The sequence below is a fragment of the Virgibacillus carmonensis genome (assembly GCF_057836705.1).
Genome location: NZ_JBYQFJ010000013.1, coordinates 62928 through 82062 on the forward strand (window position 1 = coordinate 62928; position 19135 = coordinate 82062).

A 19135-nucleotide genomic window follows, 5' to 3' on the forward strand; every position below is an offset into this window, starting at 1 on the left:
GCTCTCCATTTTTTGCTACATATTATCGGAGCCAATCGTTCATCAAAAAAAGCCCATGCGACGGTCGCACGGGCTTAATCTCTATTATTAAAACATACTAGTTGAATGCTTCGGTTGTAGGCGTGCTTTTGGATCAATGTATGATTTGGCATTGTTAATAGCTGTTGGGCCTTCACCGAACCCAGTTGCAATTAATTTAACTTTGCCAAGATAGGTGCAAATGTCACCAGCAGCATAAATGCCTGGGATATTTGTTTCCATTTTAGAATTAACGACGATACTGTTTTTATCGATTTCTAGGTCCCATTCTTTAATTGGGCCTAACGACGAAACAAAGCCATAGTTACATAATAAGGAATCGACATCCAGGACAATTTCTTTATCCCCCTTAACTTCCTGCAGGATCAGTTGTTCAATCCGATCCTTTCCAACGATATCGGTTGGCGAAAAGGGAGTAATGACGTTAACATTTGAAGACATTAACTTCTCTACACTATGTTCATGTGCCCTGAACTTGTCCCGACGATGAACGAGTGTGACGCTTTTGGCTATTGGCTCTAGCATAAGCGCCCAGTCTACAGCGGAATCGCCTCCGCCTAATAGGACAACATTTTGATCCTTATAATGATTCATTTCTTTTACATGATAATGAAGGTTTATTCCTTCAAACTGATCGCATTCACCAACATTTAGACGACGAGGCTGAAATGCGCCATTCCCCGCTGTAATAATAATGGTCTTTGAGTAATGAACCTCTTTATCTGAAGTTAACTTAAATGTGTTATCTTCCATCCGTTCAACTTTTTCAATTGCTTGTTCCAAGACAATAGTAGGATCAAACATGTTTGCTTGTTCTTCGAGATTGTCAACTAGCTCCTGAGCACGTACTTTCGGAAAACCAGCAATATCATATATATATTTTTCCGGATATAAGGCGGTTAGCTGTCCACCAGTATGTGGTAAACTTTCTATTATTTTAACGCTTGCTTGTCTCATACCACCATAGAATGCGGTGAACAATCCAACTGGGCCCGCTCCAATTATTGTTACATCGTAAAGTTTATCTGTCATGGTAAATTCCCCCATTTTTAACTAATTCATTTTTTCATTATGCCTATAATATCACAAACCGTTATACATTGTGTATTTATACATCGAGCAGGATTATAAACGATAAAAGAACGAAAAAATTAAATTTTATAACATAAAAATAAGGGTTGAAAGAATGGGTCAAAACGGCTAAGATTGGTTTTAGATATTATATTACGATTGTGTTACAAATTCATAAATGATTCGGCTCTTTTTTTATGCACTAATACGTGAAGTATGTCACATACGTAATTTATAAATTGGAACGAAATTATATAGATGGAAGTGATGAGAGAAATGAAGAAGCCTAGTATTGTTGTTTTAGGTGCAGGATATGGTGGGATGATCGCAACTGTAAACTTACAGAAGTCCTTAGGGGTAAATGAAGCAAATATTACACTGGTAAACAAGCATGACTACCATTACCAAACTACATGGTTACATGAAAATGCTGCGGGAACATTGCACCATGATCGTACACGTATTGAGATAAAAGAAGTAATTAACATGAACAAGGTTAACTTTGTTAAAGATACTGTGGTTTCTATTAAACCTGATGAGAAAAAAGTTAAGCTGAAAAATGGTGAACTTTACTATGATTATTTAATAATTGCTTTAGGGTTTGAATCTGCAACATTTGGAATTCCCGGGCTCGATGAACATGCTTTCACAATAGGTAGCATAAATAGTGCACGGTTAATAAGAGAACATATTGAATACAACTTTGCGATGTATAATAATGAAAAAGAACCAAATGAGGCCCGTCTAAATATTGTCGTTGGCGGTGGAGGTTTTACAGGAATTGAGTTTCTGGGGGAGCTAGCCAATCGTATTCCTGAGTTATGTAAAGAGTTTGATATTGATAAAAATAAAGTTCGTATCATTAATGTGGAAGGCGCACCTACTGTTTTACCAGGATTTGATCCTGATCTAGTGGAATATGCGATGAATTCTTTAGAATCACGTGGAATTGAATTTAAAACAGGTGCATTACTGAAGGAATGTAAAGCAGATGGTATTGTCTTTGAAAGGGATGGCAAGCTAGAAGAAATTTCAACGATGACTACCGTTTGGGCAGCTGGAGTACGTGCTAACTCTATCGTTGAGGCATCAGGATTTGAAACGAATCGTGGAAAAATTGAAGTACGTAACGACATGCGCGCTCCAGATCACGATAATGTTTTTGTAGTAGGTGATTGCGCACTTATCATGAACGAAGATAGTGGGCGCCCATTCCCACCAACCGCACAAATTGCCATTCAAATGGCAGAGGCTGTTTCACATAATGTGAAGGCAATAGCCACTGAAAGCGGAGAAGTAGAGAGCTTTGAACCAAAAATATTGGGTACAGTAGCCTCGCTTGGTCATGATGATGCAATTGGAGTAGTCTTGAATGACCGCAAGTTATTCGGTTTTAAAGCTACTGTAATGAAAAAAATTATTGATAATCGCTATTTGCTTAAGTTAGGCGGACCTGGATTATTAATTAAAAAAGGAAAATTTAATATTTTTTATTAAAATAATACCGAGCAAAGGCTAAGTTGCTGCCTTTGCTTTTTTAACGTTTTACTATAAAATGTAAATTGTGATTAAGATTGTGCAAGGGAGGATACATCAGTGGTTCAACTTATTATGTCCGTCTTATTATTTTTAGTAATATTTTTTGGACTAGCATTTATACTAAATATGCTACTGCGCCGAACTTGGCTAATGGCTTGTTTATACCCATTTATCGTATTAATAATCGTCGATGATTTATCAACAGGGGCTTATTTTACAGATTTGACAGGTTCTTTTTCTATAGCATTTGCTAAACTTATGGAAATTACTCCAGTTGATATAATTATTTTAAGTTCTGGATTTATAGGCACAATTGTTTCAGGAATAGTTATTAAGCTTTTAAGGAAAAGCGGGTATCAAATGTTTTAGGGATGTTCAAAAAGTCACCAAATGATAAACGGCGAATTTCTTCGTTGCTTAGTTTTTCCGGTCCTCACGTATTAAAAGCATACGTTCCGGTCCTCAAAATCTTCGCGCCTTGAACTTCTTGTTTCTAATTTGCCGACTTTTTGAACACGCACTTTTAATAGAAAAGTGAATAAAATTCAAATATATTGGAAATGATGACATCCAGTGAGGTGTTATCAATGAAAACAAGAAAATTTTTACGGAAAAGTGCAATGGTTCTATTATTCTTTGGTGCAATTTACGCTACATTTTCATCCATTTCGAATGTTACTTTTGAGGATGTTCAAGTGTGGGCAGAACAAAAGTCTCAGGAAGTCTCTTCTCGTGGTAACAATTCTTTTAAACAGAGAGACATAGCTTTAAAGGAAAAAACGTTAAACTTTGAGAAGGAAAAGGAAAGTTATATTTCCAGTGAAGAAATTGACGGACCGGAAACAATTGAGGAAACAATGAATTTCGAGCAATATCCTAGTACAACATTACTCGCAACAGGCTATACTGCAGGTATAGAATCAACAGGAAAAACACCTGATCATCCAATGTACGGTGTTACGTTTTCTGGAGTGCAAGTAAAAAGAGATTTGTATTCTACTATTGCAGCAGATTTAGATGTTTATCCTATTGGAACTATTATGTGGATTCCTGATTATGGTTTTGGGGTAGTTGCCGATAAAGGTAGCGCCATCAATGGCCATAAAATCGACCTTTATTATCACACTGTTGCGGATGTATACGAGCATTGGGGTAAAAAAGAGGTGGAGGTCTATATTGTTGAAATGGGTGACGGATCTTTAACAGAAGAAGAATTAATAGAACTAAATAATAACGAAGCATTGCAAGTATTCCGAGATCAAATTATTAAAAGTTAATAAGTAACAATAGCTAATTAGGACAAAAAAGCGGAGGTGCCAATATACAGGCGCATCCGCTTTTCTATTGTCTAGCTGCAGCCTAGTGACTAGCAGACTTCCTTCCCTGTGTTTCAATAAATCAAGCACAATTAAGGAGGAGGTTCGACTAAGACCGCCACGTCCTGTGGCAACGTCGAACTACCCTACATCCTGTAGGGCATTGGCTTTCCTATATCTCACACAGGTCAGTCCAGTCTGTACGTCACTAAGCAGGCGCATCCGCTTTTCTTAGTATAAAAGATGTAGTAAAAATGCGATGCCAATTCCTGAAACACCACCAAAAAACACTTCGATTGGCTGGTGACCAAGTAGTTCTTTTAATTCTTTTCGCTTTTCATACTCCTCTTTTTTGTTCCAGTCTTTTGCGCCTTCAACAAAATGATTGAAATCTTTCATTAATTGATTTAAAAGCACAGCTTGTTCGCCAGCTTGTCTCCGTACCCCTGATGCGTCAAACATAATGATGATGCTAAAGACACAGGCTATAGCAAAAGTTGTTGATGAAACACCGTCAACAATACCTACTCCAGTTGAAAGTGCAGCGACAGCGGCAGAATGACTGCTCGGCATTCCACCAGTGCTAAAAGCAAGATCTGGCTTAAATTCTCTCGTAATAATGAATCGTATAGGAATTTTAACAACTTGAGCAAAAATAATTGCTGCTAATGCAGCCCATAAAGGGAAATTTAAAAACAAGTCCATGAATGGATGGTCATCCTTTCTGTACTTTTTACATGATGCAAATCTTATTACGGATAGTATATGTATTCTACGTATATATATATGGTTATTTTATCATATGAGAGGACATAATTCATGAAGTTACTTGTTGGAATTAAAAAAGGATCATTGTAAAAATGATCCAGAGGAGAGATAACTTATGCTCTTGCAGATGTCCATCTCATTGGAATACGTTTTGCTAAAGTTACCATGAATACTGCTGCTAAACATGCAAGTGCTGTATCTTTTACAATAAAAGGGATCATACTAACCCATGCGACTGTATAAGAGATATCTAGTGCTAACCATGTATTCATTGCAAGGTACATGTACGATACACCAATTGCATAATTTAATACTAATCCAATAAGTGCTGCGATTGTGTATATAGGAACAGAGGGTTTCTTAGTTGCTTCTGAAACCCAACCTACAAAAAACGCTATGAAAGCAAACGAAATAATAAAACCGCCTGTAGGACTGACTATAGCCATTGGCCCTGCACTCATATTTGCAAAAACGGGTACACCGGCTACACCCACGAGAGTATATGTAATCATTGAAATAGAACCTAGTTTTTTACCAAGCATCAGTCCTGCCAGGATAGCAAAAAATGTTTGCAAGGACAATGGTACTGATGCGCCACCGATAGGAATTGCCAGCATTGGAAACCAAACTGCTATATTAGCACCAATAGCCATCAAGCACACAAACACTGCACCAAACGTTATATCTACTGTACGTAATTGATTCATCGATTCTTCCACCTTTCCTCATTATAATAAACAGGGAAAGGAGTATTGTCAACTGTATTTTAGTTTAGTTTACAATAAAAACCGGCAGATAATAAAATCCACCGGTAGTTCATTACTTATTTAATAGCAGCTTCCAACGCGACAATCATCATTTCATTAAATGTCGTTTGGCGTTCCTCTGAAGATGTTTCTTCCCCTGTCAAAATATGATCGGAAACCGTAAGAACAGATAGAGCTTGACGATCGTATTTTGCAGCAAGTGTGTATAGTGCTGATGTTTCCATTTCAATTGCTAACACTTTGTATTTCGCTAACAATTCATTTAGTTCCTTTGCATTGTCCCGATAGAATGTATCGCTTGTAAATACATTACCTACGCGCAGATTCATGCCTTTGTCTGTTCCAACATCGTATGCTTTCTTTAATAAATCAAAGTCAGCAAGAGGGGCATAATCAATACCATTAAAAACCATGCGGTTGATTTGAGAGTCTGTCGTTGCACCTTGTGCTAAGATTACGTCACGAACTTTTACATCCTTTTGAATGGCGCCGCATGTACCTACTCGAATTAATTTTTGAACATCATAGCTTTGAATTAGTTCATTTACGTAGATAGATATCGATGGGACGCCCATGCCTGTTCCTTGAACGGATACACGTTCGCCTTGATATGTTCCAGTATAACCATACATTCCACGAACCTCATTGTATTGCGTTACATCCTCCAAAAATGTTTCTGCAATATATTTCGCACGTAATGGATCTCCTGGTAAGAGTATTTTATCAGCAATATCATTTTTACTAGCACCTATATGTACACTCATTTATTTTCCTCCTGTTTAAAATCTTTTAATTTACAAAATAACGTTATCACAACGTTTTGTGAAAAACAAATTTATCGCAAGTTACAATGTTTACTGTTTTTGTTTTCATTCAGCTGCAAAATTGTATATAATATAGTTAGTTTACTTTTTACATACAGAATGTAAATTCAAATAGTGATCATGCTATTATGGAAAGGATGAAGAAAAATGAAAGAACAAACATTTACAATTACTGCAGATACTGGTGTACATGCGCGTCCTGCAACGTTGTTGGTTAATAAAGCGGGACAATTTGAATCAGAGGTTGAGGTTACGTATAATGGTAAAACAGTTAATCTCAAGTCAATCATGGGTGTTATGTCTTTAGGTGTTCCAAAAGGTGCAGAAGTTAAAGTTGCTGCTACAGGCGGCGACGAAGAAGAAGCATTAGCTGGTGTTGCAGAAGTTATTAAAGAACATTTAGGTGAATAAACAAAGAAGCTAGAGCTAATTAACTCTAGCTTTTTATTTAGAGTAAAGAAAGTATAAACGAAAGTCTGTCTAGCTCCAGCGCCCATTGCCTAGTGCCCTTCCGGCTCCTCCTTACAATAACAGTTCGACATAGTCGAACGTCCTTAATCGCTTACGCTCTTCGTGTTTCCTTTATCTCATAGAAAAAAGGAGGTTCGATTAAAACCGCCACAAAGCATGAGCGACATCGAACTACCCACGTTGCGTGGGCATAGGTCATACGGCAATTACGGGCGCTTGCGCTTTTGTTCTTAAAAAATACGCATAGTAGAGGTGAAAGTATTGAATATTTCCGTATCACAGTTACCAGGGATTGGACAGAAAATTTCGATGAAAACATCAGAAGATGACATGCTCGTTATAATCGTTCATCATACTGGAAAAAGAGAATTATATTTTTTTGATGATAGTGAGAGTGAAGAGGCAGATTTTGCAATGGACTTAACACCTGAAGAAACCCGTGAAATAGCTGCTCAATTACTTGGTGCGACCTATCAACCTGTGGATATTGAAAAAATTCGTATGTTTAAACGTCAAATCATTGTGGACTATATTAAAGTGAAAGAAAAGTCATCACTTGTTAATAAAACGATAGAAGAATCTGATGTTAGAAATAAAACCGGCGCAACAATTATAGGAATCGTCCATGGCGACGATGTAATTGCAATACCCGAATCTGATACGACATTGAAGCCTGGAGATATCCTGATGTCTGTTGGGAAAGAGGAACAGATATCATCTTTATCAAAGCTATGCCAGGGAGAGGAATAAGTTGGCTTGTTAAGTGAGTTTCCCATACTATTAGGTGCCGGACTTGTTTTACTCGGAATATTCATTTTAGGCTATATAGGATTAAAGACAAAATTTCCTAGTGTTATTTTATATATCTTACTTGGAATTGTTTTAGCAGGGTTATTAACACATAATGAAATACTACATTTTTCAAGTGAAGTAGCGATTGTATTGTTATTCTTTTTACTTGGATTAGAATTTAGTACCAAGCGTTTAGGTTCGATTGCAAAAAGGATTTGGAGTTCAGGGATACTTGACATGGTGCTCAGCTTAGGTGTTTCGATGATAATCGCCTTTGGATTTGGTTTAGATTGGTTTAGTGCATTCCTGATTGGTGGAATTACATATGCAACTAGTTCGTCAATAACGGCAAAACTGTTGGATGACAAGGGAAGAATGGCGAATGCTGAGACTGAATTCGTCTTAGGAATCCTTATATTTGAAGATCTTATTGCCCCAATTGTTGTTGCGATATTACTAGCGCTTAGTGCTGGTGATGCGTTTAGCAGTAGCGATTTATTCCTGTTGATAGGCAAAATTATTGGACTTGGATTAATTGCAATTATTCTCGGCAAAACAGTATTTAAGCACTTTGAAAAGTTTTTACTACGGATTGATGATGAAGACTTTAAAATTGCGTTATTGGTAGGTATAGCAGTTTCGTTTGGAGGTTTAGCACTGTTGTTAGGGCTTTCAGAGGTCTTAGGTGCATTTCTTGCAGGTGTAATGCTTGCGGAAATTGGTAAGATTGAGCGTGTTGAAAGTACAGTAACCCCAGTTAAAAATTTGCTGTTACCTACATTTTTCGTTTACTTTGGTACAACCATTGACATAGGTTCCGGTATACCAATGCCACTCCTACTAGTTACGCTCCTTATATGGTCGGTTATCGCCAAAGTACTTGTTGGAATTATCGGTGGAAGGTTATATGGATTATCTAAACGGGTATCACTACGAGCAGGTTTATCGCTTTGTGCGAGGGGAGAATTCTCGGTGGTTATAGCCAGTATTGCTCTTGGTACTATAAAGATATTTGGTGGGATTTACATTATCTTATCAGCATTTATTGGTATGCTTCTGTTTAGCTATGCTAACAAAATCACGACAAAAATATATGGCAAACCTGTTAAGAAAAAGAAAGACTTAAAGGTTCCAACTGTTTAAGTACACGAAAAACGGCCATGCTCATTCATTGAGCTTGGCCGTTTTTCTTTTAATAATGCTTTTCTTCCAATCCTTCTAGCGTTTTTAGAGCTTTTTTATTAAAGGGTGTATCTTTGTAGGCGAGTTTGTCTTTTAGTTTATTAATGGACTTTTCAAGTGACGCTTTATATACAGGCAGTTCTCCTTCAAAAGGGTGGACTGCTGGTTTGGCAACATTCATTTTCTCATTGTAAGACAGTGCTTTTCTTTCATGGAAAAATACATCTTCCACCTTGCCTGGGTTATGTAGATCACCTTGCATCGGATGTTTGTGAACAGCCAATACTTTGATCAGAAAACGATCACCGCGGTCCTCTATTACTTCCCCAATATATATTCCTGAGTTATAATGCGCTCGAACTACGTGTCCGACTTGTGTCTCTGACATAGATATAACCTCCACATTAAAAATAGTTATGCCTCTATTTTACGTTAAATCTGATAAACTTCAATAAACTAGCCTTTCTTATATGTCATCTTTATGAACAAATAACGTATAGGTTTAAGGGAAAACGTGTATTTGGTATAATTATGTCGAAAGGCGTGAGCACCTATGATGGAGTTTCTTTATTTTCCAGAGGACAAGACGGAATATATTCCTGCAGTGATAACCTTACTCATTTTTATGATTGGCGCAGCTGTAACGATGTATTTTTTTTATAAACAATCTAAGAAAGAAGAAAAACGGATTAATGAAAAATTTAATTTAAATGAAACAAAGCCAACTAATGATAATACGAACCAAAATGGCGAAGGTAATAAAAGTGAGTGAACTTCGGAAAACTACTACATCCAGATAGGAATAGTAGTTTTTTTGTATATTAAATCCAAGTTTACATTGATCCTTTTTGGTTGATACTAGTAAAAAACACCACTGGAGGATCTGAGAATGATACGTAATGTTATGATTGTACTAGTGTTAATTTTTCTTATAGGATGTCAGAGTGATGGCCGGACTACATTAAAAGTTGATATGTATAATCCTGCTGGTGATATGGTTGGAACTGCTACGCTTAGGGAACAACCAGAGGGTGTATCAGTAAAGGTAAAGGTAGAAGGGTTGACGCCTGGATTACACGGGATTCATGTTCATGAATTTCCAAAATGTAAAGGGCCAGATTTTAAGAGTGCGGGAAATCACTTAAATCCTGAAGGCAAGGACCATGGTGCAATGCATCCTAAGGGACCACACTTAGGTGATTTGCCAAACGTAGAAGCGGATTCGAGTGGGGTAGTAGATGTTGAATTAATGCTGGCAGGTGCAACATTGTTAGAAGGAAAGACATCTCTATTCAAAGAACAAGGAAAGTCACTCATTATTCATAGTGATATGGATGATGGAGTTAGTCAACCCAGTGGCGATTCTGGAGAGCGATTAATTTGCGGTGAAATTAAGCTGGAAACAAATAAGGGGTCCAAGGAATCTCCAACAGATCCAACTGAAAACATCGAAAAAAATAAAAAATAAAGCGTTGCTTATACTTTTCAGTATAAGCAGCGTTTATTATTTAGATCGAACAGCTTCGACAATCCGCTTTACTCCGTCTTCAAGTGTAGCTTTTGGGCAAGCAATATTCATGCGCATAAACTGTTTACCTTCATCACCGTATTCAATTCCTGTATTAAGTCCGACTTTTGCTTTTTCAATCATAAAGTTTTTTAATGATTTGTCATCTAAATCAAGTCCACTGCAATCTATCCATAATAAATAGGTTCCTTCTGAATCAACAACTTTTAGTTCGTTGGTATGATGATTAAACATATCTGCAACATAATTGCGATGGTCTTGTAGAACATTTCGTAATTCATCAAGCCAGGCATCACCATATAAATATGCAGTTTCCAGAGCAACGTTACCCATGGTGTTCAGCATATGATGACCTTGACTTTCTAATTGGTCAGTAAGGATTGCCCGTTTTTCCTTATCAGTAGTGATAATATAGGACGCCTGCAAACCAGCTAAATTAAATGTTTTAGATGGTGACATAAATGTTATGGTTTGTTGACTGATTTCTTCTGATAAAGATGCGAGTGGGGTGTGTTTATTCCCTGGAAAAGTTAAATCACCATGTATTTCATCGCTTATCATTAATACATTATAAGCTAAACAGAGATCAGCCATTTTTCTTAATTCCTCTTGATGCCAAACCCTTCCCACCGGATTATGTGGAGAACATAAGATAAATATTTTCACACCACTTTTAAGTTTTTCCTCAAAGTCTTTGAAGTCTATCTGATACGAGTTATTTTTATAAATTAACGTATTTTTTACGACTTCCCGGTCATGCTTTTTAATGACATTATAAAAAGGTGTATATACTGGGGTCTGAATTAGCACCTTGTCTTTTGGCTCAGTGAAAGCCTGAATTGCCATATGTATACTAGCAACAACCCCGGGGCTGAATGAGAGCCAATCTGTGTCAATTAACCAATTGTGGCGTCTTTCTAACCAATTTGCAATGGTGCCTTTCACACTGTTATCAAGGATGGTATAACCGAAAATCCCGTGCTTGGAACGGTCCACTAATGCGTCTATCACTGGCTGGGGTGTTTGAAAATCCATGTCTGCAACCCACATTGGAAGCACGTCCTCTGATTGAAACACAGTTTGAAGAATATCCCATTTAACGGATCTTGTTTGCCTACGATTATGTATATCAGTAAAATTTATCATATGAAAACCTCCCTCTATTTTAGTATATCGAATCATTGAAAAAAGATCATTAGAAAAACTCACCAGTCGCTTCGTCCTTAATAGTGAATGGCGAAGTTTTTCTTATACTGGTGTTTCCTTACGTAAAAAAAAGCAAAGCGCTATACGCCTTGCTAACAGGGGGAATACGAGAAAGTCTTACACTATAAGTATTACCCCGTCGTAGAAAATTTAAACACATTTTGGCAATTTCTAGATGCGTTTTTCTAATTCTTCTTTTTCGTCTTCAAATCCAGGTTTTCCTAAGAGAGCAAACATATTTTTCTTGTATGCCTCCACACCCGGTTGATCAAATGGATTGACTCCTAATAAGTAACCACTAATGGCACAAGCTTTCTCAAAAAAGTAAACCATGTACCCAAATGTATACGAATCAAGTGCTGGTAATTCAATGACTAAGTTCGGAACATTCCCGTCATTGTGGGCAATCATGGTACCTTGGTATGCTTTATCATTTATTTCATGAAGCGTTTTCCCTGTTAAGTAATTCAAACCATCTAAATTTTGTTTGTCTTCTTTTACGGTTATTTCCTTTTTAGATGAATTGACATGTAAAACCGTTTCAAACAAATCGCGTCTGCCATCTTGAATATATTGACCCAATGAGTGTAAATCAGTAGTAAAGTTGGCTGAAGCGGGGAATATCCCTTTTTGATCTTTTCCTTCACTTTCGCCAAATAGTTGCTTCCACCACTCAGCAACGTATTGAAGTTGTGGCTCATAATTGACCAACATTTCAATGGTCTTTCCTTTCTTGTACAACGCATTACGTACAGCCGCATATTGATATGCAGGATTTTTTTCAAGCGTTTCCTCGGCCAAATCGTTTGTAGCCTGTCTGGCGCCTTCCATCATGTCATCAATGGAAATCCCGCTTGCAGCAATTGGTAATAATCCGACAGCTGTTAAAACCGAATAACGTCCTCCGACATCATCTGGAATAACAAAGCTTTCGAAATCTTCTTCAGTTGCAAGTTTTTTTAGTGCACCTTTTTCTTTATCAGTGGTTGCATAAATTCGTTTTTTCGCTTCATTTTCTCCGTATTTCGTCTCTAGAAAATCGCGAAAAACACGGAAAGCAATCGCTGGTTCCGTTGTTGTTCCGCTTTTGGAAATAATATTTATCGAAACATCTTTATCCCTTAGGACGTCAAGCAATTCTTGCATATATGTCGAACTAATGTGATGTCCAACAAAAATAATCTGAGGAGCTTTCCGTTCTTGTTTGTTCAATAAGTGGGAAAAAGAATGGCTTAACATTTCAATAGCTGCACGAGCGCCTAAGTAAGAACCACCTATTCCAATTACAAGCAGCACGTCAGAGTCACTTTTAATCTTTTCAGCGCTTGCTTTTATTCGTTTAAATTCATCTTGATTAAACATATTAGGTAAGTCTAACCACCCTAAAAAGTCATTACCTGCACCAGATTTATTATGTAATGCATGATGTGCAACAGAAACATATTCCTTCATTTGGTTCAGTTCGTTTTCATTTAGAAAAGAAATTGCTTTTTTATAAGAAAAACTAATGTGTGTCATGCTATGCCTCCTATTAAATACTCATTTTACTTTACCTGAAATAACGAGGTGAAATCAAGAACGAGCATGCATATATTTTAATTAAGCGGAAAAAATAACAAGGAATGATAAATGAGGAAATAAGTCTTAAGAGTCAAAGATACAAAAAAAAGAGGCTTACTCTACCAAATTATCCTAGTTGCATAGTGAGTAATTGGTTAAGGTGCCTCTTATTTAAATTAATTTTTGTATGTTTCTTCTCGCTCTTCGGATTGTTCAATCCATTCTTCTAGCTTATCTTTTAATGTGTTAAAACCAGCTGAACTATCCTGTTGCTGTTGTTGAACAGGTTGTTTTCTAGGTGCTTTTGTTTGCTTCTTTGGTGCCTCTTCTGTAGCGCGGATAGATAATGATACTTTATTCCTTTCAGAATCTACGTTCAATACTTTAACATTTACGTCATCACCGACTGTTAAGTGATCATTAATATCTTTCACGTAACCGTGCGTAACTTCAGAAATATGAACTAACCCTTGTGTTTCATCATCTAAGGCGACAAATGCGCCGTATGGTTGAATTCCTGTAACTTTTCCTTCTATAACTTGACCAGTCTCAAACTTGTCTGTCATGCTGAACAACTCCTATGCCTTTAATTCGATTCTTTTCACACAATATAACATTTTAGCACAAATTGTGGATTCAAGCAAAAAAATTTGAAAGGAAGATAAAAATGGTTCCTATAGAGTCTAATATCGAAAGTACAATTTTCTCCTTATATGTCCTGGAGGAATTATTAAAACCAGAGGGGTTTGTCATCGGTTCGAACTGGGATTACGATAGTGGTTATTTTGACTATTTAATTGATAACAAGGAAACCTATTATTTTTTGCGAATCCCGTTTTATGCTGTAGCAGGGTCACTTGATTATCCAGGGGTTACAGTTCGTGTTGATAAACCATTCTTGCTGGCCCATCAATACCAGAAGGGAACTGATGAGACAGGAGAAAGTGGAGCGTTAAGAGGTGCAGTGGATCAATTTCAATCACCTTCCAATCCTGATGCAGATTTACCACCTGAATATATAGATATAGGAAAAGATATGGTGAAGAAAGTGGAAGGATTACTTATTCCAAGCAGATAATGTAATTACAGCATCACCTGATCTTAAAGAGAAGTCAGGTGATGGATTTATACGCCATTTATCGTTGCGGATTACGCCAATTAAAAGCTGGTGTCCTTCAAGAAAATAGACGACACCGTTCATATACGATTTGTTCACTAAATCAGCTGGAAGCGTACGTTTTATAAACTGTTGATTCTCTAGAAGAGTTGTCACTAATTCGATTGGACTATTCGTTTCAGGGAAAAAAAGCTCATGATAGAGCATACTACTTAAAAAGTTATTTGGTTGAACGACAGAGGTAGCACCTGCTCGCAATGCATTATCAAGTTGCTTGACCGATAAAATTTCTGCAATTAAAGTCACCGACTGGTTATTTCCTCTCATGGCCACTGTCGTCAAAACTGTGTGATGATCAGCTTGTTTTTCCTTTTTCGTCGTATCTGCCGTTACTAAAACAGATTTGGCTTTGTCTATGTTTGCTTTTAAAAGTGTCTCATCTTCACTAGCATCACCATGTATAAAGTGTACAGGTATTTCTTGATAAGGTAGCTGCTGTAAGCTGTGGTCAATGAGAACAATTTGGGTAAGTTTATCCTTGGATATGATGATATCGATAAGTTGTCTGGTACGCTCATTCCAGCCAACAATAATGATATGATCACTTCCTTTGTATGTAACTTTTCCTTTAGATAAACTACTTTCATGTTTAATGGTTTCCGCTGATACAGTCGTAATATAAAAAGTAAGTAGTCCACCACCCGATAGAATCAACAAAATACCTATAACCTTTCCAGGAACTGTTAACGGTACATAATCACCATACCCAACTGTCGCTCCCGTTACAAATGCCCACCAAACACCATCAAAAATGGTCGGAAATTCATTTGGCTCAACAAAGTGGATGATAGCGCCAAACGAGAGCATGAGTAGAAATACAGAAATCAATAGCCTCAGAATAATTGGTAACCGGAAATATATGTGTTTAAATAGTTCAATACGCATGATTTCACCTTTATTTATAGTTATTTTTTAATGTTTAGCTAATGCTTTCTTTTTTCTTACAGTATGGACGAATAAACGTAAAAAAAGACATCCAAGCAGGATGCCTTTTTCAATTCAGGGTTATTGTATTGTTTTTTTAATGCTTTGATATACTTCATCCCAGAAATCAGTGTTATCGCGAAATGATTTTGTCATGAAGAGTAGCATTTCGTTGAGCTTTTCTTTGTAGTCATCAGCGTCCTTATTAGGTAAATTTGTACGAGAATCATCAAGAAATTGTTGAATCTTGTCTGCTCGAGGTCCCCACTTTGCTACTTCATTACCTGCTTCATCGATGAAAACAAATATTGGTATGGATTTTGATTTTCCGTTCGTAAGATACTGATCCATGAGTTCTAAATTCGCGTCTCTCGGAAACAAAGCCACTTCCATATTGGTATACTCGGCGATACGCAATAAAATTGGTACATTTAACATGGCATCTCCACACCAATCTTCCGTCAAAACCAACACTCGAAGCCGCTTTCTACTTACATGTTGGAAAAATTCCTCATCATTTGGAACCGTGAAGTGATCATAAATATGTATTAAATTTTCTTTATGTTTTTCCATTGATTCGATATATGCGTCAGGTGACATTCCTTTTTCATACCACTCATTTAACGTCATTCAAATTTCTCTCCTTTGTATACAAGTCTTTGTCAAATTTTACCCAACTAGACATGGTTCGTAAACAAAAGTGCTTACCGCAATAAAATTTGCTATGATTATAGGAGAATAAATTTAGTAGGAGGAACTTTTAATGGAACAAGCAAACAGAAATTTTCTATTAGAATTATTAAAAACACCGTCACCATCAAGTAATGAAATGCATATTCAGAAGAAATGGATAAACTATGTTCAAGATTTTGCCGATGAGATTCGCACGGATAATGCGGGTAACGCAATTGGTGTTCTAAACCCAGATGCACCCTTTAAGGTTTTACTCGCAGGGCATTGTGATGAAATTGCATTAGTAATAAATCGTATCGATGAAAAAGGGTTTTTGCATTTTGATAAAATGGGAGGAATTAACCCAAAAGCTGCAGTAGGAATGAAAGTTACAATACTAGGCTATGAAAAAACAGTGACTGGTGTTATCGGTGTGAATGCACAGCACCACGGCGGTCTTAAAAATGAATTTGGACTTGAAGATTTATTTATTGATTGTGGATGTAGATCTAAAGAAGAGATGGGAAAATATGTGCAAATAGGAGATCTTGCCGTATATAAAACAGATCCGGAACCATTAATGGATCGTTATATAGCAGGCCGTGGTTTGGATAACCGCACAGGTTCATTTATTGTTGCAGAAGTTCTAAAGCGATTGGCTGATCAAGGCTGTAAAGTAGGAGTGTACGCTGCTAGTACGGTGAATGAAGAAACAAATATGGGTGGAGCCTATTTTGCCGCTGCAGGAATCGAACCAACGATGGCAATCGCTTGTGACGTTACCTTTGCAACGGACTATCCAGCCGTTGATAAAAATAAGCATGGTGATGTTTGTTTAGATGGCGGTCCAGTTCTTGCTAAAGGAGCACCGATAAACATCAAAATTAATAAACTGCTTGAAAAAACGGCTAAAGACTTAAATATGGATATACAATATGAGTTAACACCAAGAATGACAGGCACAGATGCCGACAAAATGCGTTTAACAGGGCGTGGTGTGCCAGTATCACTTGTTTCACTACCATTACGGTACATGCATTCACCTGTAGAAACAGCTAGCTATGAGGATATTGATGAAGAAATTGAGCTACTTGTGACGATGATAGCCAATTTAACCGGTGAAGAAAGTTTAAACCCATTAGAAGACTGAGAAAAATTATAAAATAGTGAAAAAACTGTTTGACAAAATTTCATGACGGTAGTATTGTATTAAGTAATTAAATAGTGAACTTCTTATTCAGAGAGGTGGAGGGACTTGGCCCTGCGATACCTCGGCAACGGACTTTTAAAAGTACTGTGCTAAATCCAACAAGCATTAGCTTGAAAAATAAGAAGAGTGGGCGGATGTATATCCAAATCTCTTCTTATTATCATAAGGAGGGATTTTTTTAATTCTTAAACAGTCGCCTTCGCTTTATTTAAAAACTGAATAGCAACTTCTTATCTAGAGAGGTGGAGGGACTGGCCCTACGATACCTCGGCAGCGTACTTTTTTTAGTAACGTGCCAATTCCAGCAAGCAGTAAGCTTGATAGATGAGAAGAGGGAAGTTTTATGATGCCTCTTCTTATTTTATTAAGAAGAGGCATTTTTGCATTTTAAGGAGGGAAAATATGATTACTTTTGAGAACGTAACGAAGGTTTATCAAGGTAACGGAACACAAGTAAAAGCATTAGACGATGTTGACTTACATATCGAAAAAGGTGAAATATACGGGGTGATTGGTTTTAGTGGGGCTGGAAAAAGCTCGTTAGTACGCTGTGTGAATCTGCTCGAACGTCCAACATCAGGAAAAGTAATTGTAAACAATCAGGACTTACTCAGTCTTACGCCAAAAGAACTACGTGAAGCAAAGCGAAATATTGGAATGATTTTTCAACACTTTAACCTCCTGAATTCAAAAACAGTTTTTACAAACGTGGCAATGCCATTACTGCTAATGAAGACACCAAAGGAAGAAGTAAAAAAAAGAGTTTTCGAGATGTTAGATTTTGTTGGGTTACGTGATAAGGCAGATAATTATCCAGACCAACTTTCAGGTGGGCAAAAACAACGAGTAGGAATTGCACGGGCATTAGCAACAAAGCCATCCGTATTATTGTGTGATGAAGCAACATCAGCGCTTGATCCGCAGACGACAAATGACATTTTAAAACTGTTGAAAAAAATAAATCAGGAGTATAAAATCACGATTTTAATCATTACACATGAGATGGGAGTCATCCGGGAAATCTGCGATAAGGTCGCAGTGCTAGAAAGTGGAAAGGTGATTGAATCTGGATCAACTTTTGATGTGTTTGCTCAACCAAAAACAAAAACTGCTCATAATTTCGTTAGCACAGTCATGCATGATGAGATACCAGAATCAGTTTACCGATTAATTCGAGCGCAAGAAGCTACCAATCAGATTTATCGGATTGTGTTTGTCGGTGAATCGGCTGGACATCCACTTTTATCACAAATAGCGAAAAAATTCGATGTAGAAGTAAATGTGTTGTTTGGTAGTATAACAGAATTACAAGGAACATCCCTTGGTAATTTGATTGTGAAGTTTGAGGGTTCGGCGAAAGAGATTAGTAGAGTTATTATGCATATCAACCAGCAAGAAGTAACAATCAAGGAGGTGCTAGAGGATGTTAGTTGACTTTGATCAAATTATTGTAGCATTAGGAGAGACCATTACAATGGTTGCATTTTCATTAATTTTTGCTACGGTAATCGGATTGCCGCTCGGAATTTTATTAGTTGTAACACGTAAAGGACATTTATGGGAGAACGCTGCCGTTTTTAGTGTACTAAATACAATCGTGAACTTGTTCCGTTCTATACCGTTTATTATCCTTCTTGTGGTAGTTATACCATTTACCAGGTTGATCGTTGGAACCTCGATAGGAACTGCTGCGGCAATCGTCCCAATGGTTTTATTTTCTGGTCCTTATATTGCCAGGTTGATAGAAAACTCGCTGTTAGAAGTTGATCCTGGTGTGATGGAAGCAGCGCAATCGATGGGAGCGACACCGAGACAAATCATTACCCGTTTTTTAATACCAGAAGCATTAAGCTCACTACTACTGGGATTAACAATTGCAACAATAGGACTTGTTGGCGCTTCCGCTATGGCTGGTGCGATTGGTGGAGGAGGACTTGGTGATTTAGCCATTACATATGGATACCAACGATTCGATACGGTAGTGATGATTATTACAGTAGCCATTCTTGTCGTAATGGTGCAAGGATTACAAACGACAGGAAATATTTTATCTAGAAAAATCAGGCGAAGATAAAAAAACACAAAAAAA

The 19135-nt window shown here is 37.2% G+C and carries 22 protein-coding genes and 2 riboswitches; of the genes, 12 read left to right on the top strand and 10 right to left on the bottom strand.

Going from position 1 to position 19135, the window contains the following annotated elements; translation table 11 throughout:
• Positions 1 to 87: 87 nt before the first annotated feature.
• Positions 88 to 1071 carry an NAD(P)/FAD-dependent oxidoreductase gene (locus AC3G7N_RS11935; RefSeq protein WP_489422380.1) on the bottom strand — a complete coding sequence of 328 codons (984 nt, stop codon included), beginning with the start codon at positions 1069 to 1071 and terminating at the stop codon, positions 88 to 90.
• A 315-nt stretch (positions 1072 to 1386) separates the two neighbouring features.
• Here AC3G7N_RS11935 and AC3G7N_RS11940 point away from each other — a divergent pair, with 315 nt between their 5' ends.
• From AC3G7N_RS11940 to spsC, 3 genes are all read left to right on the top strand, one after another.
• The gene (locus AC3G7N_RS11940) at positions 1387 to 2607 is read left to right on the top strand and encodes an NAD(P)/FAD-dependent oxidoreductase (protein WP_489422381.1); all 1221 of its coding nucleotides are present in this window, start codon (positions 1387 to 1389) and stop codon (positions 2605 to 2607) included.
• Positions 2608 to 2706: 99 nt separating this feature from the next.
• Positions 2707 to 3018, top strand: coding sequence for a YuiB family protein (locus AC3G7N_RS11945; RefSeq protein WP_489422382.1), 312 nt, complete (start codon positions 2707 to 2709; stop codon positions 3016 to 3018).
• Between the two features lie 218 nt (positions 3019 to 3236).
• Entirely contained in the window at positions 3237 to 3926 is a 690-nt protein-coding gene (gene spsC, locus AC3G7N_RS11950) for a stationary phase survival protein SpsC (protein WP_489422383.1), read from the top strand.
• Positions 3927 to 4196: 270 nt separating this feature from the next.
• Here spsC and AC3G7N_RS11955 read toward each other — a convergent pair whose 3' ends face one another.
• From AC3G7N_RS11955 to deoD, 3 genes are all read right to left on the bottom strand, one after another.
• A complete protein-coding gene (locus AC3G7N_RS11955; protein ID WP_489422384.1) occupies positions 4197 to 4670 on the bottom strand; it encodes a divergent PAP2 family protein in 474 nt (157 codons plus the stop codon).
• Positions 4671 to 4846: 176 nt separating this feature from the next.
• On the bottom strand, positions 4847 to 5440 hold the full coding sequence (locus tag AC3G7N_RS11960) for a biotin transporter BioY (RefSeq protein WP_489422385.1): 594 nt from the start codon (positions 5438 to 5440) through the stop codon (positions 4847 to 4849).
• A 116-nt stretch (positions 5441 to 5556) separates the two neighbouring features.
• Complete coding sequence (gene deoD, locus AC3G7N_RS11965) at positions 5557 to 6264, bottom strand: purine-nucleoside phosphorylase (protein ID WP_489422386.1); 708 nt, start codon at positions 6262 to 6264, stop codon at positions 5557 to 5559.
• Positions 6265 to 6471: 207 nt separating this feature from the next.
• On the opposite strand from deoD, the gene AC3G7N_RS11970 reads away from it, so the two are divergent.
• From AC3G7N_RS11970 to AC3G7N_RS11980, 3 genes are all read left to right on the top strand, one after another.
• The gene (locus tag AC3G7N_RS11970) at positions 6472 to 6735 is read left to right on the top strand and encodes a phosphocarrier protein HPr (protein WP_489422387.1); all 264 of its coding nucleotides are present in this window, start codon (positions 6472 to 6474) and stop codon (positions 6733 to 6735) included.
• A gap of 312 nt (positions 6736 to 7047) precedes the next feature.
• The gene (locus AC3G7N_RS11975) at positions 7048 to 7545 is read left to right on the top strand and encodes a cation:proton antiporter regulatory subunit (RefSeq protein ID WP_489422388.1); all 498 of its coding nucleotides are present in this window, start codon (positions 7048 to 7050) and stop codon (positions 7543 to 7545) included.
• 6 nt (positions 7546 to 7551) lie between these two features.
• The gene (locus tag AC3G7N_RS11980; protein WP_489422389.1) at positions 7552 to 8730 is read left to right on the top strand and encodes a cation:proton antiporter; all 1179 of its coding nucleotides are present in this window, start codon (positions 7552 to 7554) and stop codon (positions 8728 to 8730) included.
• 49 nt (positions 8731 to 8779) lie between these two features.
• Here AC3G7N_RS11980 and kapB read toward each other — a convergent pair whose 3' ends face one another.
• Positions 8780 to 9157 carry a kinase-associated lipoprotein KapB gene (gene kapB / locus AC3G7N_RS11985; RefSeq protein ID WP_489422390.1) on the bottom strand — a complete coding sequence of 126 codons (378 nt, stop codon included), beginning with the start codon at positions 9155 to 9157 and terminating at the stop codon, positions 8780 to 8782.
• A gap of 165 nt (positions 9158 to 9322) precedes the next feature.
• Here kapB and AC3G7N_RS11990 point away from each other — a divergent pair, with 165 nt between their 5' ends.
• Complete coding sequence (locus tag AC3G7N_RS11990) at positions 9323 to 9541, top strand: hypothetical protein (RefSeq protein WP_489422391.1); 219 nt, start codon at positions 9323 to 9325, stop codon at positions 9539 to 9541.
• A gap of 117 nt (positions 9542 to 9658) precedes the next feature.
• Positions 9659 to 10237: a superoxide dismutase family protein gene (locus tag AC3G7N_RS11995; RefSeq protein WP_489422392.1), complete on the top strand. Its 579-nt coding sequence runs from the start codon at positions 9659 to 9661 to the stop codon at positions 10235 to 10237.
• 36 nt (positions 10238 to 10273) lie between these two features.
• On the opposite strand, the gene AC3G7N_RS12000 is transcribed toward AC3G7N_RS11995, so the two are convergent.
• The 3 genes from AC3G7N_RS12000 to yugI form a co-directional block, all read right to left on the bottom strand.
• Positions 10274 to 11443: a MalY/PatB family protein gene (locus tag AC3G7N_RS12000; RefSeq protein WP_489422393.1), complete on the bottom strand. Its 1170-nt coding sequence runs from the start codon at positions 11441 to 11443 to the stop codon at positions 10274 to 10276.
• A gap of 231 nt (positions 11444 to 11674) precedes the next feature.
• Positions 11675 to 13021 carry a glucose-6-phosphate isomerase gene (locus AC3G7N_RS12005; RefSeq protein ID WP_489422394.1) on the bottom strand — a complete coding sequence of 449 codons (1347 nt, stop codon included), beginning with the start codon at positions 13019 to 13021 and terminating at the stop codon, positions 11675 to 11677.
• A 218-nt stretch (positions 13022 to 13239) separates the two neighbouring features.
• Positions 13240 to 13629 carry a S1 domain-containing post-transcriptional regulator GSP13 gene (gene yugI / locus AC3G7N_RS12010; protein ID WP_489422395.1) on the bottom strand — a complete coding sequence of 130 codons (390 nt, stop codon included), beginning with the start codon at positions 13627 to 13629 and terminating at the stop codon, positions 13240 to 13242.
• 101 nt (positions 13630 to 13730) lie between these two features.
• On the opposite strand from yugI, the gene AC3G7N_RS12015 reads away from it, so the two are divergent.
• Positions 13731 to 14141: a YugN family protein gene (locus AC3G7N_RS12015; RefSeq protein WP_489422396.1), complete on the top strand. Its 411-nt coding sequence runs from the start codon at positions 13731 to 13733 to the stop codon at positions 14139 to 14141.
• On the opposite strand, the gene AC3G7N_RS12020 is transcribed toward AC3G7N_RS12015, so the two are convergent.
• Together AC3G7N_RS12020 and AC3G7N_RS12025 are read right to left on the bottom strand one after the other, a co-directional pair.
• Positions 14121 to 15125 carry a potassium channel family protein gene (locus AC3G7N_RS12020; RefSeq protein ID WP_489422397.1) on the bottom strand — a complete coding sequence of 335 codons (1005 nt, stop codon included), beginning with the start codon at positions 15123 to 15125 and terminating at the stop codon, positions 14121 to 14123. The two genes, AC3G7N_RS12015 and AC3G7N_RS12020, sit on opposite strands and share 21 nt — an antisense overlap.
• A 120-nt stretch (positions 15126 to 15245) precedes the next feature.
• Positions 15246 to 15794 (bottom strand): thioredoxin family protein, encoded by a 549-nt coding sequence (locus tag AC3G7N_RS12025; RefSeq protein WP_489422398.1) that lies wholly within the window; start codon positions 15792 to 15794, stop codon positions 15246 to 15248.
• Positions 15795 to 15927: 133 nt separating this feature from the next.
• Here AC3G7N_RS12025 and AC3G7N_RS12030 point away from each other — a divergent pair, with 133 nt between their 5' ends.
• The 3 genes from AC3G7N_RS12030 (at position 15928) to AC3G7N_RS12040 (ending at position 19120) form a co-directional block, all read left to right on the top strand.
• Positions 15928 to 16986, top strand: a complete 1059-nt coding sequence (locus AC3G7N_RS12030; protein WP_489422399.1) for a M20/M25/M40 family metallo-hydrolase — start codon at positions 15928 to 15930, stop codon at positions 16984 to 16986.
• 80 nt (positions 16987 to 17066) lie between these two features.
• A riboswitch (SAM riboswitch) is annotated at positions 17067 to 17170 on the top strand.
• A gap of 103 nt (positions 17171 to 17273) precedes the next feature.
• A riboswitch (SAM riboswitch) is annotated at positions 17274 to 17377 on the top strand.
• A gap of 71 nt (positions 17378 to 17448) precedes the next feature.
• Positions 17449 to 18480 (top strand): methionine ABC transporter ATP-binding protein, encoded by a 1032-nt coding sequence (locus tag AC3G7N_RS12035; RefSeq protein ID WP_489422400.1) that lies wholly within the window; start codon positions 17449 to 17451, stop codon positions 18478 to 18480.
• Complete coding sequence (locus tag AC3G7N_RS12040) at positions 18470 to 19120, top strand: methionine ABC transporter permease (protein WP_489422401.1); 651 nt, start codon at positions 18470 to 18472, stop codon at positions 19118 to 19120. The genes AC3G7N_RS12035 and AC3G7N_RS12040 overlap by 11 nt, the downstream gene beginning before the upstream one ends.
• The last annotated feature ends 15 nt before the right edge of the window (positions 19121 to 19135 follow it).